The sequence below is a fragment of the Seonamhaeicola algicola genome (genome assembly GCF_007997385.1).
GTDB classification, from domain to species: domain Bacteria; phylum Bacteroidota; class Bacteroidia; order Flavobacteriales; family Flavobacteriaceae; genus Seonamhaeicola; species Seonamhaeicola algicola.
This window is the reverse complement of sequence record NZ_VOSC01000025.1, coordinates 43,672-59,745: the sequence shown is the minus strand read 5'-3', so window position 1 is coordinate 59,745 and position 16,074 is coordinate 43,672. Positions and strand designations below refer to the sequence as shown.

The window sequence follows — 16,074 nt, the reverse complement described above, 5'->3', positions numbered from 1 at the left end:
GAAAATTAACATATAGTTGTGAATTAACTAAAATAGTGCTTCACAACATGCCTTTTTTAACTATTATGTAATTAAGACGTATAAAAAATTAGAAACCCCTAATTTATTAGAAGTTTTACGAACGTTTGCTGTACTTAATTTTGAAGTAAACTAGCAAAAATGAAGATAATATGGTAATAGAATTTGCAAAAATCATTGACAAACTCTTTTGTAAAATACCGTAAACCAGCCAAAACAAAATACCTATAAAAAAAATGAGTAGCATTGGAAGTGATAAAGCCGATACATCTTTAGTTTTCCATGTTTGGTAAACTTGAGGTAAAAAAGCCGTTGTTGTTAAAACAGCGGCCGTTAAACCTATAATTTCTATATAATCTATGTTGAAACCTTCCATGGGTTTACCCTACAATATTTACAATTTTACCGGGCACTACTATAACTTTTTTAGGTGTTCTGCCGGCTAATTGTTCTTGGGTTTTTTCGTGTGCCATTACTGCTTTTTCAATGTCTTCTTTACTCATATCTAATGGCAACTCCATGGTAAAACGCATTTTACCGTTAAATGAAATTGGGTAATTTTTACTGCTTTCAACTAAATAACTTTCATCAAACTTAGGAAATGCAACTTCGCTAATACCTTTATAATCATTTGGTAATTCATCTGGCTGAATGTATTTACCAAATTCAACACAAGCGTAAAGCTGTTCGGCTACATGTGGCGCATAGGGTGAAATTAGCACCAATAGCGGTTGTAAAATAGCTTTACTTGTACATTTTTGAGCTAATAACTCATTTACCGCAATCATGAAGGTTGATACTGATGTATTGAATGAGAAATTCTCAATATCTTCTTCAACCTTTTTAATGGTTTTATGTAATGTTTTTAAGTTGTCTTTGGTTGGTTCTGTATTGGTTACTTTTAGTCCGTTGTCATCAAAATACAGTTTCCATAGTTTTTTTAAGAATCCGTGCACACCAGTAATACCAGCCGTATTCCAAGGTTTGTATTGCTCTAAAGGGCCTAAAAACATTTCGTATAAACGTAAACTATCGGCGCCGTAATCTACACAAATTTGGTCTGGATTGACTACGTTGTATTTTGATTTTGACATTTTTTCGACGTCACGCTTGCAGATATATTTGTTTTCTTTATTTGTTATAAACTCTGCATTCTTATATTGCTTATCTTCCTGTCTCAGTTTTTCCCAATTTAACTCATTTTTAGTATTCACATATTTTACTGGAACATGAGTCTTAAAATAATTCATCATCATAGTGTTAACCATGACTTTCCCTTCTAAATTAAATTTTAAAATTTCTTCTTCTATAGGTTTCAAAAAATATGAAATCAAACTTTTTCTCAAATTCATGTGTTCGATTTCACTTTCACTTTCTGGTTTATTAAAAGTTTTTCTTAGATAAATAATCACATCATTACTTATATAAACATTTTTAATAATTGAATACTTATCTCTTAAATATTGAATATTTTTTAAGTCATCCTTAGAAAAATCAACTTTAGACCCCACAGTTTTACCAAAATTAAATCCAATCCTGTGAACAAAAGCACTCTCTCCCAGAATCATACCTTGGTTAATCAGTTTTTTAGCAAATTCGTCATGGTTTACATAACCTTTATCAAACATAAACTTTTGCCAAAAGCGTGAGTATAACAAATGCCCTGTGGCGTGCTCACTACCACCAATGTATAAATCTACTTGTTGCCAATAATCAATGGCTTGTTTTGAGAAGATAGCTTCATCATTATTAGGGTCCATGTAGCGGTTAAAATATTGCGAGCTTCCTGCCCACCCTGGCATGGTGTTTAATTCTAACGGAAATACGGTTTTGTTATCAATCTTTTCGTTTTCTACCACTTCGTTTTTCTCGGTATCCCAAGCCCATTTTGTGGCGTTTCCTAATGGTGGCTCGCCGGTTTCGGTTGGTAAATACTTTTCAACTTCGGGTAACTCAATAGGTAAATATTTGGCATCAATCATTTGTGGTAGCCCGTTTTCATCATAATAAACCGGGAATGGTTCACCCCAATAACGTTGGCGGCTAAATACGGCATCGCGCAAGCGGTAATTGGTTTTTCCTTCGCCTTGGCCAATTTGCTCTAATTCATAAATTACACGTTTGGTGGCCTTTTTATAATTCATACCATTAATAAAATCACTATTAGCAATAATGGTTTTGTCTTTATCGGCAAAGGCTTGTTCAGAAATATCAACACCTTCAAAAATATTTAGTATTTCTATTCCAAAATGTTTTGCAAAATCATAATCACGTTGGTCTCCACAAGGCACAGCCATAACAGCACCTGTACCGTAGCTAGCAAGTACGTAATCGCCAATCCAAATTGGAATTTGTTTTTTGGTAAACGGATGTTCGGCGTAAGCGCCAGTAAATACCCCTGAAATGGTTTTTACATCGGCCATTCTATCGCGTTCGCTACGTTTGGCTGTGGCTTCAACATAGGCGTCAACAGCAGCTTTTTGTTCGGGTGTTGTAATTTTAGACACCAATTCATGTTCTGGAGCTAAAGTCATGAAACTTACCCCAAAAATGGTATCAGGACGGGTTGTGAAAACCTCAATAGTCTCCTCATGATCATTCACATTGAAAGTTACCGAAGCACCAACCGATTTACCAATCCAGTTACGTTGGCTTTCCTTTAAAGAATCGGTCCAATCTACGGTATCTAAACCTTGAAGCAAACGTTCTGCGTAAGCAGAAATACGCATACTCCATTGTGTCATTTTCTTTCTAACTACAGGATGCCCACCACGTTCAGATACGCCGTTTACAATTTCATCATTTGCTAAAACGGTTCCTAAAGCCGGACACCAGTTTACTTCAGTTTCAGCTAAATATGTTAAACGGTATTGTAATAATATTTGTTGTTGTTTTGCTTTTGAAAAATTTTTCCAATTGTTAGCTGAAAATATTTCAACATCGTCATCACAAGCAGCGTTTACATTGGCATTTCCTTCGTTATTAAAAACATCTATTAATACTGAAATGTTTTCGGCTTTATTAGTATTGTAATTAAACCACGAGTTAAATAGTTGAATAAAAATCCACTGTGTCCATTTATAATATTTAGGGTCTGATGTTCTTACTTCACGAGACCAATCGAACGAAAAACCAATTTGATCTAGTTGGCGGCGGTATGTAGCAATGTTTTCTTTGGTTGTAATTGCAGGATGCTGCCCTGTTTGAATAGCATATTGTTCTGCCGGCAACCCAAAAGAATCATACCCTTGAGGGTGCAGCACATTAAACCCTTTATGGCGTTTGTAGCGTGCATAAATATCAGATGCAATATAGCCCAACGGATGCCCAACATGTAAACCAGCACCACTTGGGTACGGAAACATATCTAACACATAATATTTGGGTTTATCACTTTGGTTTTTGGCTTTAAAGGTTTTATTATCTGCCCAATATTTTTGCCACTTGGCTTCTATTTCGTTGAAATTGTAATTCATTATTTTATAAACACCTTTTGTCATTGCAATAGAGGCACAACTGTGGCAATCTTTTTAAATAACTTTTACGCTTATTAATTAAAAGATTCTCACGCTTCGCTTCAGTAATGACGAATTTTGAATGCGCAAATTTAAACTTATTATAACACTATTAAAAGTTAAACGTTGTATTAGTTAAGGAATACAGAATTCTTTTATATTTTTACTGCATTAATGAAATAGATTTTATGAGCTCATACTTTGAAAAACAACAAAAACGCCGGTTAATTTCTTCATACTTTTCAGTAGTTTTAAGTATTGCGTTGGTTTTGTTTTTACTTGGCTTATTAGGTATTGTACTTTTAAATGCCAAAAAAGTATCTGACCATTTTAAAGAACAAGTGGTTGTTACCATTTATTTAAAAGAAAATGCTAAAGACATTGAAGTTAAACAGCTTGAAAAAAGTTTGGCTATGAGTGATTACGTAAAATCTACAGAGTATGTTAGCAAAGAACAGGCTGCAGAATTTATGAAAGCTGAAACTGGCGAAGATTTTATGGACTTTGTTGGCTACAACCCCTTACAAAACTCTATTGATGTGCATTTAAAAGCAGATTATGTAACATCTGAACATTTAGAAACCGTTTCTGCCGAGGCTTTAAATAAAAAGTTTGTTGATGAAGTAAGTTATGACAACGATTTGGTTAACTTAATGAATGATAACGTTAAAAAAATTAGTTTTTGGGTGTTAATTATTAGCGCTCTTTTTACAGTAATTGCGGTGCTTTTAATAAATAGCTCATTACGTTTATCTGTATACTCAAAACGTTTTACTATTAAAACTATGCAAATGGTTGGGGCAACTAAGCATTTTATACGCAAACCTTTTATTTGGAAAAGTATACGCTTGGGTATTGTTGGGGCAACATTGGCTTTAATAGGTATGGCAGTTGTACTGTATTATTTAAACCAAACGTTTCCTGAATTGCAATTACTTGCCAAACCTATTTTAGTTATTTTACTTTTTGCTTTTATATTTGCTTTAGGCATTATTATTACCTGGATAAGCACACATTTTGCAACCCAACGTTTTTTAAATTTAAGAACCGATGAGTTGTATTATTAAGTATAAATTACAACTAGATTAACACTTTTGTACCAAATAAATGCTTTAATTTGCAATAATTGATTTAAAAACCATGGGAGAAAAAAAACGAAAGGAAGACACTAAGGCTATGTTTGTTTTTGGCAAAAAAAACTATAAATTTATGTTTATAGGTTTAGCAACTATAGCTATTGGTTTTATTTTAATGTCTGGTGGTGGTAGTGATGACCCTAATGTTTTTAATCCTGAAATTTTTTCTTGGAGACGTATACGTTTAGCACCGGCTTTGGTTTTAGCAGGCTTTGGCATTCAAATTTATGCTATTCTTTTAAACCCAAATAAAAAGTAATTTTAGCTACTCAAATAAAAACTTACTACACCTAAACAAGCCCATTTCTATTTTAACCTTGTTGTTTTACTACTAAATAGTGATAATGCAAAGGTTTCAGCAATTTCTCTTACATAATTATAACTGTTTTGCATAGCATCTTCAAGTGATTTTGCTTTTGCAATAACAGCATCTACGTAAGTAATTCCCATAGTATTTATATCGTTTTTTGATAAATCTACAGCACCACAAAAAGCAGCAACTTTTATATTTTTCGCTTTCGCGGAAGTTAACACGCCTTGAATGGTTTTACCAGACATTGTTTGCGTGTCTAATTTCCCTTCACCTGTAATAATCCAATCGGCTTTAGCTATTTTAGTATTAAAATCTGCTAAATTTTTAATAAGCTCAATACCCGGAATTAGTTCTCCTTTTAAAAACAATTTAGAGGCAATCCCCATACCGCCTGCGGCACCTGCACCTTCTATACTTTGCACATTAATTTTAAAAGTAGCCTCTAGGTGTTTTGCAAAATCTTGTAAGCCTTTATCTAACATTTTTATATCTTGCTTAGTGGCGCCTTTTTGAGCAGCATATACGTAAGCGGCTCCGTTTTTTCCGTATAACGGGTTTGTAACATCGCAAGCTACGCTAAACTTAACAGTTTGCAATCTAGGATGTGCTTTTAACACACATATTTTTTTAATTTCTGAAAGATTAGCACCAATAGGCTCAACCTCTTGGTTGTTATCATTAAAAAACCTATAGCCTAATGCCGTAGCCATACCCACTCCACAATCGTTAGTGGCGCTTCCGCCAATGCCTAAAATTATATGTTTAGCACCTTTATTTAAGGCATCTTCTATTAACTCGCCTGTACCAAAAGTAGACGCATTTTTACAATCAAACTGTTTTGGTTTTAGTAATTTAACCCCTGAAGCTTCAGCCATTTCAATAAAAGCTGTTTTGGTGTTTTCGGCATATAAATAAGAGGCTTCAACAGCTTCAAAAAACGGATTATTAACTACTAATTTTACTTTACTTCCTTTTAAATAATAGTTTACAACATCAATAGTACCATCTCCCCCATCGGCCAATGGTAACTTTAAAATTTCAACGCCAGAGTTTTTAGCTAAAAAACCTGCTTCAACGGCATTACAAAAATCTTCACCTGTTAGTGAATTTTTAAATTTATCGGGGGCAATTACTACTTTCATTAATGTATAATTCATTGTGAAAAAAGCTGCTTTTATTAAACAGCTTCATTCTGCCTATTAAACAACATAACTATTTTAACTTAATATTTTTGATAATGATATAGCCAACAACGCTATAACCACAAAATATGTTAGTAAAATAAATACTTCTTTCTTTCCTGCTTTATAAAACACAACCTCTAAGCCTTGCTTAGTTTCCTTCTTAATAATAAAACTGATAGTGTAAGCCACAATAATTGTAACTAAACACCCAATAGTATTCCACCAAAACCAAAATACTTGTGGCACATAAAGCCATAAATACATATTAAACAAAACACCCGCAATTATACCTATGTTTGCGCCTAATGCATGTGTTTTTTTGGTTAAAATTGCTAAAATAAATGCTGCTAAAATAGGCCCATAAAACACAGAACTTATTTTGTTTATAACTTCTATTACAGTACCTTCAATACTACCCGCAAAAAATGCAAAAAACAAACACACTAAACCCCAAAAAAGCGATAATAACCTAGAATTCATTACATATTGCTTATCAGTCATGTTTGGTTTGAAACGTTTAACAAAATCTTCTAAAGACACAGCAGATAGTGAGTTTACTGTAGAACTTAATGATGACATTGCTGCAGACATTATTGCTACTATTAAAATACCAATAATACCATTTGGTAAATATTTTATGATGAAAACAGGCACCATTAAATCGGCTTTTTTGCCTTCTAAACTTGTAATATTTGATTGATAGACGCTATCCATCATACTTTGAAAACTTGCATCTTGCAACAATAAGGTTCCTAAAACCAAGCCCATAATACAATAGGTTAGTGTTATAGGAAAACGAAATAGGCCATTTGCTAACAACAACTTTTTTATAGTTGGCATGCCTTTGGCAGACAATAACCGTTGTGATTGTGTTTGATCTGTTCCGTAGTAGGAAGCATACAAGAAAAAACCACCTATTACCATAGGCCAAAAGCCAAATTCGTCATTTTTATCGGCGTTGTTAAATCCCCATTTAGAAAAATCTACGGCCGTTAACCTGTCTTTATCAACGTGGGTTAAAAAGTTATCAAAACCACCCAATTCAATTAAACCATAAATTAAACAAATAATAATACCAAAAAACAGAATTAGCATTTGAATAACATCACCCCAAATAACAGCTTTCATACCGCCTTGAAATGAATATATCATGGTTATGGCACCTATAATTAATATAGAAATCCAGAACTCAATACCAATGGTAGCTTGTAAAATTAAAGCCATAGTGTACACCATAACACCTGTTGCTACTGAACGACTGATTTGAAATACAAAACTTATTAATAAACGTGATGAGGCATCAAAACGTTTTTCTAAATACTCATAAACACTTACTATACCCGATTTGTATAATGATGGAATAATAGCTATTAATAAAAATGCCATAGCTAGTGGCACGCCAAATTCATAAGTTAACCACTGCAAGCCGCCACCATTTTTTAAGCCAACAAATGCTGGTGCAGATATAAAACTTATGGCAGATAATTGGGTAGCCATAGTTGACAAACTTAATGGGAACCACCCCATTGATTGCCCTCCCAAAAAGTAATCTTTAGAATTATTATTTTCTTTAAAAAAATAGCCAATTCCTAAAAAACCTAGTAGATACACTACAATAATGATATAATCTATGTAATTCATAATGACTATTTTTTAAATGTTTATTTTACTTATTACTTATTTAATAAATCTATTAATAAAGCTGCACTCCATGAAAAATTGTTTCCGCCATAACCTGCGTTTACAGTACCATGTATATCTTTTCTAGAATCAAAATACTCATAAAATCCATTATGTTCAATAATACTTACTGTATCATTTTTAACACGTGTTGCAATGGTATTGTAACCATAGTTTATTAAACCATTAAACAGCATCCAGTTTAGGTTTACCCAAACCGGTCCGCGCCAGTATTTTTTAGGGTTAAAACGCTCGCTTGTAGGATCAAATGAGGCGCACAGATATTGGTTATTACCTCCAAACCTCTCCATCATTACATTTACCATTGTTTCAGCTCTTTCCTTGCTTGGTATATTTGCGAATAATGGTGCAAATGATGATGATGACAAAAAGTTTAATTGTTTTTCATTTCTTAAATCATAATGTACATAAGCACCTAAATTTTCATCAAATAATTTAGTATTGAATGTTTTAATTGCTTTTTCTTGCCATTGTTTTAATTGCTTAATTTTGGCATCATTATTACCTATAAGCTCATATAAGTTAATTAAACTTTGATTAGATTTTATTAACACAGCATTAAATAATGGATCTTGTACTAAAAATGGCGATAATTCAGCTATTTTTTCATCGCTATAATTATGTTCTTTAGCAATTTCTATGATATGCAAGTAGTGGTCATACTCACGTTTTGACGGTCTTTCAGAAGCATCAACATGTGTGGTATCTCTACGTTCAAAGGTGTATTCTGGCGGATTCATTGTTTTCCAAATATCATCCCAAATTGGTGAATTATCAGTACCAGATTCCCAGTTATGGTATATATACACCAAACCTTCGTTATTTACATCTCTGTTATTGTAAAAATATTCATGATTAAAGTACACTTTATCAATTTCTTCTTGAATAAACTTTAAAGTTGCCTGTTTATTTTTGCTTATTTTATAAATTTCTTCTAACACAAAACCAGTTACAGGTGGCTGTGTCATACCAGTAGATTTGTATTTTTTTGATGATAATGGGTGTAAATCTGATCTATGAAAATCTGGCCCCGGAAAATACGTATCACTTTCAGTATGAAATATTATGTGCGGTATAAAACCGTTTCCCCATTGGGCATCTAACAAAGTTTTTATTTCTTGTTCTGCTTTAGGCATATCAAAATGCGCAAAACCAATGGCAATTAAACCTGAATCCCAAAACCATTGGAACGGATATAACTTAGCACATGGCACACTAAAACCATTTTTCCAGTTATTGTTTAACACCTCTTGTGCTGTTTTGTATAAAGCGTTATTCATGTTATTTTTTATATTTAAATTAAAACAGTGCTTTGTGTTAGTTGGCAATAAAAAGCCCACCACCTACAACCTTAGCCTAAAGGTGGTGAGCACAAACTAAACAACTAATCTATATTGTGAATGAATTAAAAATTGAATGTAGCCGTTAAGAAAAAACGCCTTGGTAAAATTGGTCTTCCGAAGAAAAACTCTGCATCACCAGCTTGATTAATATTTCTTGGGTCTCCTTCAGTTACGCCTTCATCATCAAATAAATTGAATACTGAAAAACCAAGTCTTAAAGTATCGGTACTATCTTCACCTCCCATAGGAAATTCATAACCAGCACCAATACGTGCTATTGTTATGGCATCTAACTCAACGGTGTTAGTATCTGAAGTAAACTTGCTACCCGTGTGGTTTAATGAGAATAAAGCATCCCATCCATTATTATCATAGTACACACCTGCCGACCCCAAGAAATTTGGTTGTCTTGCTAATTCATTACCCTCATCGGCAGTAGTAGTTGTATTTGCTACTAAATCTGTTCTTTCGTTTTTACTTATTTCATGCGCTTGATAGGTTGCAGAACCTCTTAAGCTTAAGTTGTTTGCAAATGCCCAATCAAAAGTAGTTTCTAAACCAAAGGTTCTTGTGCTTTGTTCAGAGCGAAATAAATCTACTAAAGTACCACTACTAAAACCTTGATCTATTTTAATTCTATCACTTAAACCAACGTAATATCCAGCAAATGATCCTTTAAATTTTTGAGTACCTATTTTCGCACCAGCTTCAAACTGAATAATTTTTTCTGAGTCATACTTGCTACCAGTTACACCAGTTGCAATTGGAGCAAAGCCTCTAATTTGTGGAAAGAAAAACCCTTTTGAAAAGTTTGCATACAGGTTAACGGTTTCGTTTAATTTGTATAGAGCTGCTAAAGAAACTGCCCAATCAGTAGCATCAACCTCAGCTCTAATAAAGCTACCATCGGCGTAGTTTACGTTAGCTAATTCTGGAGTTAATTCAGGGTTATTGTATACTTGTGTTGATACTATGTTTCCGTCATTAAATATTCCTTTTGTGTTTTCAATTCTGAAACCAACATCAAAACGCCATTTATCAAACACCATTTCATCTGTAATATAAAAAGCTGTTTTATTTTGCGATAAAAACCTGTTTGATGTCATACCTATTCTGTTGTATAAACCACCTTCAGAAAATACCACGTTATTTCCACCAGCATCAGTATAGCTTAAGTTTACAAGTTTTGGGTTGTTATTAAACTCTGATAAAACTCTGTATTGGTAATTAACATCTTCAGCTTCAGTACGTGCTAAAAACACACCTGCTGTAATGTTATGTGTGCCGTTTTCAGCTTCTAAAGTTTTTGTTAATGATGCTTCGCCAGAGTAATCTGTCATTGGTCTTAATCTGTCAATATGTAAGTTATCAATAACTAAATCGTTACCATTAATACTTGCTGTTGTTCCTTGATATTGAGCAACGTAACCCAAATTACCTGGAGCTACATTGTTTACATAGTCATTTAACGTAATTGGGTTGTTATTTGCACCGTTACCACCAACATATAAAGCAAAATTATGCTTATAGTTTGCGTATCTTACTTTTGATTTAAATTTTAAATCATCAGCAAAACTATAGTTAAAATCTCCCATTAAATAACCACCTTGTGTATGAACACCATCTTCAATTGGGCTTTCATAAGCACCGCCTGCTGTTAAAAATGATGTATGTGCTAATTCGCCAGATAATAATTGTGAAACTTCTTCACCATCATTACCTGTTAATCGTGTTCTGCTGGCACCATCTAAAGGCAACGGCATAAAAAACTGTGCTTTATCATTTATAAACTGACCGTGAATTGTAAATGATCCGTTTTCAAATTTTTGTTTTATGTTAGCTCTAAACTGGACACCTTTTGTTGGTAAACCTGTTTCAATAGGCCCATCATCTTTTCTTACAAAACCGGTAAATGCATAGTATGTATTAGAGTCTTCGCCTCCTAATTTTCCGCCTGAATAAAAATCTGTTTTAATTCGACCTTTATCTGCCCACTCAACATTAATTATGTTTTCGTCATTAGAATCGCCCGTTTTACTTGTATAGTTAATAATACCAGCTACTGAACCGGCACCGTATAAAACTGCGGCACCACCACGTACAAATTCTACTCCTTTAAAGCCTATATCTGGTCTTGCATACACATCATGCGCCGATGAGTTTAAACCAAACGTACTCATAAGCGGCATACCATCATATTGTAACGGATTAAACACATATTGCCCGCCAGATGGCAACCCTCTAACAAATATATTTGAAGCTGTTTCACCACCGCCACCTTCGGCAGTAATACCTGGAATACTTCTTAAAACATCAGCTTGCGAGTTTACAGAAAGCTTGGTTATTTCTTTCTGTTTTAGTGAGCTTATAGACATTGGTGTATCTTTTTGTGATCTAAACGTTGCTGAGGCTGTTAGCACTACCTCGTCTAAACTATTACCGCCTTCTTGCAATACTATTTGTAATGAAACTGGGGTTCCGTTTAATGTGATGTTTTTTGTAAAGGTTTCATAACCTATAAATGATACTTGTATTTGTTGCAATCCGCTTAAACTTGTGTTAAAGCTAAACTTGCCATCAAAATCTGTAGTTGCACCAGTTGAACTGTTTAAAATAAGCACATTAGCACCAGTTACTGGTACTCCACTTTGGTCTTTTACAGTTCCTGAAATATCTGTTTGCGAAAACATTACAGAAACACTAAAGAAGCATAGTAAAGTTAAAATAGTATTTTTCATCTTATTTAGAATTAGTTAATTATACCTCAAATTTATAATCAATACAATAAAAAAAGTGCGAAAAAATTAGCATATTTGCACGCAAACGATACCGCAAACGTTTGCAATTTCAATTTTATTGTTATGAAGAAAGAAAACATATCATTAAAACAGCTTGCTAAAACTCTAAATTTATCTGTATCAACTGTTTCTAGAGCTTTAAATGATCATCCTGACATAAGCGAAGCTACAAAACAAAAAGTTAAAACCTTAGCTACAAAGTTAAATTACACACCCAACTTATTTGCAAAAGGTTTTAGGCAAAAAAAAACCAATATAATAGGTGTTGTTGTACCCAATATAACACACTATTTTACCAGTACAATTTTAAAAGGTATTTTAGAAGAGGCTACTTTAAAGGGTTACAAGGTTATTATATCAGAATCTAATAACGATGCTGAAAAGCAAATTGAAATGCTTAATACTATGCTACAATTTAATGTTGATGGCATTTTAATGTCAATATCAAAAGTTACAAGAAAGGTAGACCGCATTTTAAAAGTTATAGACAGAGTGCCAGTTATTTTATTTGATAAAGCTTCAAACAAAATACCATGCTCACAAGTAGTTATAAATGAAGAAGAAGCAGCCTATAATGCTATAGAACATTTAATTAACATAGGAAAAACCCGTATTGCTATTATTAAAGAAAATGAATACTCATACAACTCTGAACGCCGATTTTCTGGTTATTTAAGAGCCTTAAAAGAACACAACATTGAAGTAGACGAAAAAATTATTATTAGTGTTGATGATATTTCTTTACGCCAAGGAAAACGTATGGCAAACTTACTTTTAAGCTTAAAAACAAGACCTGATGCTATTTTTGCTATTACTGATAGTGCTGCAATTGGTGTTATTCAAACCTTAAAAAAATTCAACATAAAAATCCCTAAAGATATAGCTGTAATTGGTTTTAGTAATTCACTTAGTTCTACAATTATTGAGCCTATGTTAACTACTATTGATCAACCTGGAGAAAAAATAGGCGCTACTGCAGTTAAATATTTAATTGAAGATATTGAAAACCCCAATGAACTAACCAATAAAACTATAGAAATTAAAGGTAATTTAATTATTAGAGACTCTACTTTTAAAGCTTATTAAAAATAAATTCATACACTAAATAGCTGTAAAAAAGTCTATTTTAATACTTTTGCCCTCATGGATACAATAGATGCAATTATTTTAGGTATTATTCAAGGCCTTACAGAGTTTTTACCAGTATCTTCTAGCGGACATTTAGAGTTAGGAAAAGCCATTTTAGGTGCTAATTCTGTTCCTGAAGAAAGCTTACTTTTTACTGTAGTACTACACTTTGCTACTGCTTTAAGTACCTTGGTTATTTTTAGAAAAGATATTTTAGATATTATTAAAGGTATTTTAAAATTTCAATGGAATGAAGATATGCAGTTTTTAGCTAAAATTGTGGTATCTATGTTACCAGCCGTAATAGTTGGTTTGTTTTTTGAAGAACAACTTGAAGCACTTTTTAGCGGCAACATTATACTAGTTGGCGCTATGCTAATTGTAACGGCTGCACTATTGTTTTTAGCAGATAAAGCCAAAGACACCAACAAAAAAGTAAGTTTTAGTAATGCTTTTATAATTGGTGTTTCGCAAGCTATTGCTATGCTACCAGGTATTTCGCGTTCGGGCGCTACCATTTCAACTTCTGTTTTGTTAGGCAACGATAAAACTAAAGCCGCACGTTTTTCGTTTTTAATGGTTGTGCCTTTAATTTTTGGTAAAATTGCAAAAGATGTTTTAAGTGGCGATATTTCTATGGAAAGTCAAAATTTCACCGCACTTTCCATTGGCTTTGTGGCTGCATTTATTGCGGGTCTGTTTGCTTGTACTTGGATGATTACTTTAGTCAAAAAAAGTAAATTATCATACTTTGCTATTTATTGTGCCATTGTTGGTATTATAGCTATTGTTGTTTCATTTTCAAATTAATTTATGACTGCTGAAGATTATTTAAACGGACAGGTTTTACTTATTGATAAACCCTTGCAATGGACCTCCTTTCAGGCAGTAAATAAATTACGCTGGGAAATTAGGCGTGCTTTTAACATAAAAAAAATAAAAGTTGGGCATGCAGGCACCTTAGACCCTTTAGCAACGGGGCTTTTGGTTATTTGTACAGGAAAAAAAACTAAAGAAATTAACACATTTCAGGCACAAATTAAAGAGTACACTGGCACGTTTGTTATTGGCAGCACTACACCTTCTTTTGATTTAGAAACCGATATAAACGAAACGTTTTCAACCGAGCATATTTCCGAAGAATTAATACACCAAACCACTAAACACTTTATTGGTGATATTGAACAATATCCGCCTGTTTTTTCGGCTATAAAGAAAGACGGAAAACGCCTTTATGAATTTGCCAGAGAAGGAAAAGATGTTGAAATAAAACCAAGAACAGTATCTATTTCTACTTTTGAAATTACAAATATTACACACACAAACACACCAACAACCAACAGTATTCATGTTGAGTTTAAAGTAGTTTGCAGCAAGGGCACTTACATACGCTCTTTAGCCAACGATTTTGGAAAAGCCCTAAACAGTGGCGCACACCTTTCAGTTTTAAGACGCACAAAAATTGGTAATTTCAATGTTATAAATGCGGTATCAATTGAAGACTTCATAAATAACCTTAACAACTAATTATAGCTATTTTGCGTATATTGTAATACCTAAACCTTCAATATTGCACTTAACAGACAAACATAAAGCTCTATTATTAACGTTTTTTGTGGCAGCATCAGTTATTCTAACTGCTTTTAGCTTCAGCTTAAAAAAACAAAACGAGCATATGGCCGAAAGTTATTATGAATTAGAACCTGAAGACCCGCTTACCAAAGAAGAAACCAAAGTTTTAAAAGCTTTAGAAAAATTAAACAACACTAAAGCCGAAACTAACAGTGCTTTTAATGAAACGCAAAATGCTAACCGTTTTGCACAGGCATATAAAACAATTGCTCCACCCGAAGATTATGAGCCTCAAACTAGCAATTTAAATGGTACCGATAGTTATACGGGCGGCTACAAGGAAAAATATAAAAATAAACAAAGCCCTGAGTTAAATGAAGATTTGCTTTCAAAATTTAACAAAGCTAATGATGTATTAAAAAAGCAAACAGGCAAAACTAATAATGCTAATAGTACCATTGGTTTTTCATTAAAAGACAGAACCAAACAACACATACCTATACCTGTTTATCTTTGTGAAGAAAACGGCAAAATAGTAGTAACAATAACTGTAAATGCAGCTGGTAATGTTATTGATGCTTATGTAAACAACGCATCAACATCAAATAATGCCTGCTTAATTGAACATGCTTTAGATTACGCAAAACAATCTACCTTTAGTGCAGATGCTGCCAAACCATCACAAATTGGCACTATTACATTTAATTTTATTGGCAAAAACTAGGCTGAAATTTGCACAACAATTGGGTAATATCTTTTACAATTGTTTGGCCTTTATCACTGTTATACCAGTGTTGTAAATCTTCTTTAAATTCAGGCGTTAACGCGCCATTTTCAGCTTTAAATCTGTTTACAAAATTAGTAGCCTCACTTGGTCGTGGCCCATATGTTGCAAGCACTTCTTCGGTACTATTATCAATCATTATTAATTTTGGAATAGATTTACTTCCGTTAGTTAAAAACATATCCATTAAAGCTTCGTTTTCATCTCTTAAAACCACTTTTAACGTTATATTGGGGTTTGTTTCAGCAATTTTATTTAATGCAGGCATTACATGGGCTGCATCACCGCACCAACTTTCAGTTATTACTAACCACGTTACGGGTACTTCAAAATCTGCTAATAACGTTTTGTGTTTTTCGTCTATTTTCAACGTTTTATCCCAACGCTTCATTCGGCGTGCACTTAATTTAGTGTAGTTAACACGTGCTTCACTTTTATCTTCGCCAGTTGTATCGTTATTTGCTGCCAACGTATCAACCACATCACGGTAGGAGTTGTAACTAATACTTTTTTGTAAACCCGTTTTTAAAGTTGTATTCATGGTAATAATATTTTTGCAACGTTGTAAAATTAGTATCTTGC

At 33.2% G+C, this 16,074-nt stretch carries 13 protein-coding genes; 6 read left to right on the top strand and 7 right to left on the bottom strand.

The features are described from left to right. Nucleotides 1–115: 115 nt before the first annotated feature. Entirely contained in the window at nucleotides 116–394 is a 279-nt protein-coding gene (locus FUA26_RS08980; RefSeq protein WP_147134684.1) for a SemiSWEET family sugar transporter, read from the bottom strand. A 4-nt stretch (nucleotides 395–398) separates the two neighbouring features. Continuing rightward, nucleotides 399–3,494 carry a leucine--tRNA ligase gene (locus tag FUA26_RS08975; RefSeq protein ID WP_147134681.1) on the bottom strand — a complete coding sequence of 1,032 codons (3,096 nt, stop codon included), beginning with the start codon at nucleotides 3,492–3,494 and terminating at the stop codon, nucleotides 399–401. Nucleotides 3,495–3,721: 227 nt separating this feature from the next. On the opposite strand from FUA26_RS08975, the gene FUA26_RS08970 reads away from it, so the two are divergent. Then, complete coding sequence (locus FUA26_RS08970; protein WP_147134679.1) at nucleotides 3,722–4,600, top strand: cell division protein FtsX; 879 nt, start codon at nucleotides 3,722–3,724, stop codon at nucleotides 4,598–4,600. A gap of 73 nt (nucleotides 4,601–4,673) precedes the next feature. Beyond that, nucleotides 4,674–4,928, top strand: a complete 255-nt coding sequence (locus FUA26_RS08965; protein WP_147134676.1) for a DUF3098 domain-containing protein — start codon at nucleotides 4,674–4,676, stop codon at nucleotides 4,926–4,928. 47 nt (nucleotides 4,929–4,975) lie between these two features. On the opposite strand, the gene FUA26_RS08960 is transcribed toward FUA26_RS08965, so the two are convergent. The 4 genes from FUA26_RS08960 to FUA26_RS08945 all read right to left on the bottom strand — a co-directional run bounded on the left by FUA26_RS08960 (nucleotide 4,976) and on the right by FUA26_RS08945 (nucleotide 11,948). After that, entirely contained in the window at nucleotides 4,976–6,139 is a 1,164-nt protein-coding gene (locus tag FUA26_RS08960) for a glycerate kinase (RefSeq protein ID WP_317131286.1), read from the bottom strand. A 60-nt stretch (nucleotides 6,140–6,199) separates the two neighbouring features. Then, on the bottom strand, nucleotides 6,200–7,807 hold the full coding sequence (locus FUA26_RS08955; protein WP_147134673.1) for a sodium:solute symporter: 1,608 nt from the start codon (nucleotides 7,805–7,807) through the stop codon (nucleotides 6,200–6,202). A gap of 32 nt (nucleotides 7,808–7,839) precedes the next feature. Next, nucleotides 7,840–9,147: an MGH1-like glycoside hydrolase domain-containing protein gene (locus tag FUA26_RS08950; protein ID WP_147134670.1), complete on the bottom strand. Its 1,308-nt coding sequence runs from the start codon at nucleotides 9,145–9,147 to the stop codon at nucleotides 7,840–7,842. Between the two features lie 125 nt (nucleotides 9,148–9,272). Further along, complete coding sequence (locus tag FUA26_RS08945) at nucleotides 9,273–11,948, bottom strand: TonB-dependent receptor domain-containing protein (protein WP_147134667.1); 2,676 nt, start codon at nucleotides 11,946–11,948, stop codon at nucleotides 9,273–9,275. Between the two features lie 123 nt (nucleotides 11,949–12,071). On the opposite strand from FUA26_RS08945, the gene FUA26_RS08940 reads away from it, so the two are divergent. The 4 genes from FUA26_RS08940 to FUA26_RS08925 are packed head-to-tail and all read left to right on the top strand — an operon-like array spanning nucleotide 12,072 to nucleotide 15,432. Next, the gene (locus FUA26_RS08940) at nucleotides 12,072–13,094 is read left to right on the top strand and encodes a LacI family DNA-binding transcriptional regulator (RefSeq protein ID WP_147134664.1); all 1,023 of its coding nucleotides are present in this window, start codon (nucleotides 12,072–12,074) and stop codon (nucleotides 13,092–13,094) included. A 57-nt stretch (nucleotides 13,095–13,151) separates the two neighbouring features. Next, a complete protein-coding gene (locus FUA26_RS08935; protein WP_147134661.1) occupies nucleotides 13,152–13,946 on the top strand; it encodes an undecaprenyl-diphosphate phosphatase in 795 nt (264 codons plus the stop codon). Nucleotides 13,947–13,949: 3 nt separating this feature from the next. Beyond that, nucleotides 13,950–14,663, top strand: coding sequence for a tRNA pseudouridine(55) synthase TruB (gene truB / locus FUA26_RS08930; protein WP_147134658.1), 714 nt, complete (start codon nucleotides 13,950–13,952; stop codon nucleotides 14,661–14,663). Between the two features lie 43 nt (nucleotides 14,664–14,706). Next, nucleotides 14,707–15,432 (top strand): hypothetical protein, encoded by a 726-nt coding sequence (locus FUA26_RS08925; RefSeq protein ID WP_246109112.1) that lies wholly within the window; start codon nucleotides 14,707–14,709, stop codon nucleotides 15,430–15,432. On the opposite strand, the gene FUA26_RS08920 is transcribed toward FUA26_RS08925, so the two are convergent. Beyond that, nucleotides 15,416–16,033, bottom strand: a complete 618-nt coding sequence (locus tag FUA26_RS08920) for a thioredoxin family protein (protein WP_147134655.1) — start codon at nucleotides 16,031–16,033, stop codon at nucleotides 15,416–15,418. The two genes, FUA26_RS08925 and FUA26_RS08920, sit on opposite strands and share 17 nt — an antisense overlap. Nucleotides 16,034–16,074: the final 41 nt, after the last annotated feature.

What these genes read in the sequence shown, in the direction of transcription:
- FUA26_RS08945 (WP_147134667.1), bottom strand. Translation starts at nt 11,948, where the DNA reads ATGAAAAATACTATTTTAACTTTACTATGCTTCTTTAGTGTTTCTGTA.
- FUA26_RS08920 (WP_147134655.1), bottom strand. Translation starts at nt 16,033, where the DNA reads ATGAATACAACTTTAAAAACGGGTTTACAAAAAAGTATTAGTTACAAC.
- FUA26_RS08955 (WP_147134673.1), bottom strand. Translation starts at nt 7,807, where the DNA reads ATGAATTACATAGATTATATCATTATTGTAGTGTATCTACTAGGTTTT.
- FUA26_RS08960 (WP_317131286.1), bottom strand. Translation starts at nt 6,139, where the DNA reads ATGAATTATACATTAATGAAAGTAGTAATTGCCCCCGATAAATTTAAA.
- FUA26_RS08965 (WP_147134676.1), top strand. Translation starts at nt 4,674, where the DNA reads ATGGGAGAAAAAAAACGAAAGGAAGACACTAAGGCTATGTTTGTTTTT.
- truB (WP_147134658.1), top strand. Translation starts at nt 13,950, where the DNA reads ATGACTGCTGAAGATTATTTAAACGGACAGGTTTTACTTATTGATAAA.
- FUA26_RS08935 (WP_147134661.1), top strand. Translation starts at nt 13,152, where the DNA reads ATGGATACAATAGATGCAATTATTTTAGGTATTATTCAAGGCCTTACA.
- FUA26_RS08975 (WP_147134681.1), bottom strand. Translation starts at nt 3,494, where the DNA reads ATGAATTACAATTTCAACGAAATAGAAGCCAAGTGGCAAAAATATTGG.
- FUA26_RS08980 (WP_147134684.1), bottom strand. Translation starts at nt 394, where the DNA reads ATGGAAGGTTTCAACATAGATTATATAGAAATTATAGGTTTAACGGCC.
- FUA26_RS08950 (WP_147134670.1), bottom strand. Translation starts at nt 9,147, where the DNA reads ATGAATAACGCTTTATACAAAACAGCACAAGAGGTGTTAAACAATAAC.
- FUA26_RS08940 (WP_147134664.1), top strand. Translation starts at nt 12,072, where the DNA reads ATGAAGAAAGAAAACATATCATTAAAACAGCTTGCTAAAACTCTAAAT.
- FUA26_RS08970 (WP_147134679.1), top strand. Translation starts at nt 3,722, where the DNA reads ATGAGCTCATACTTTGAAAAACAACAAAAACGCCGGTTAATTTCTTCA.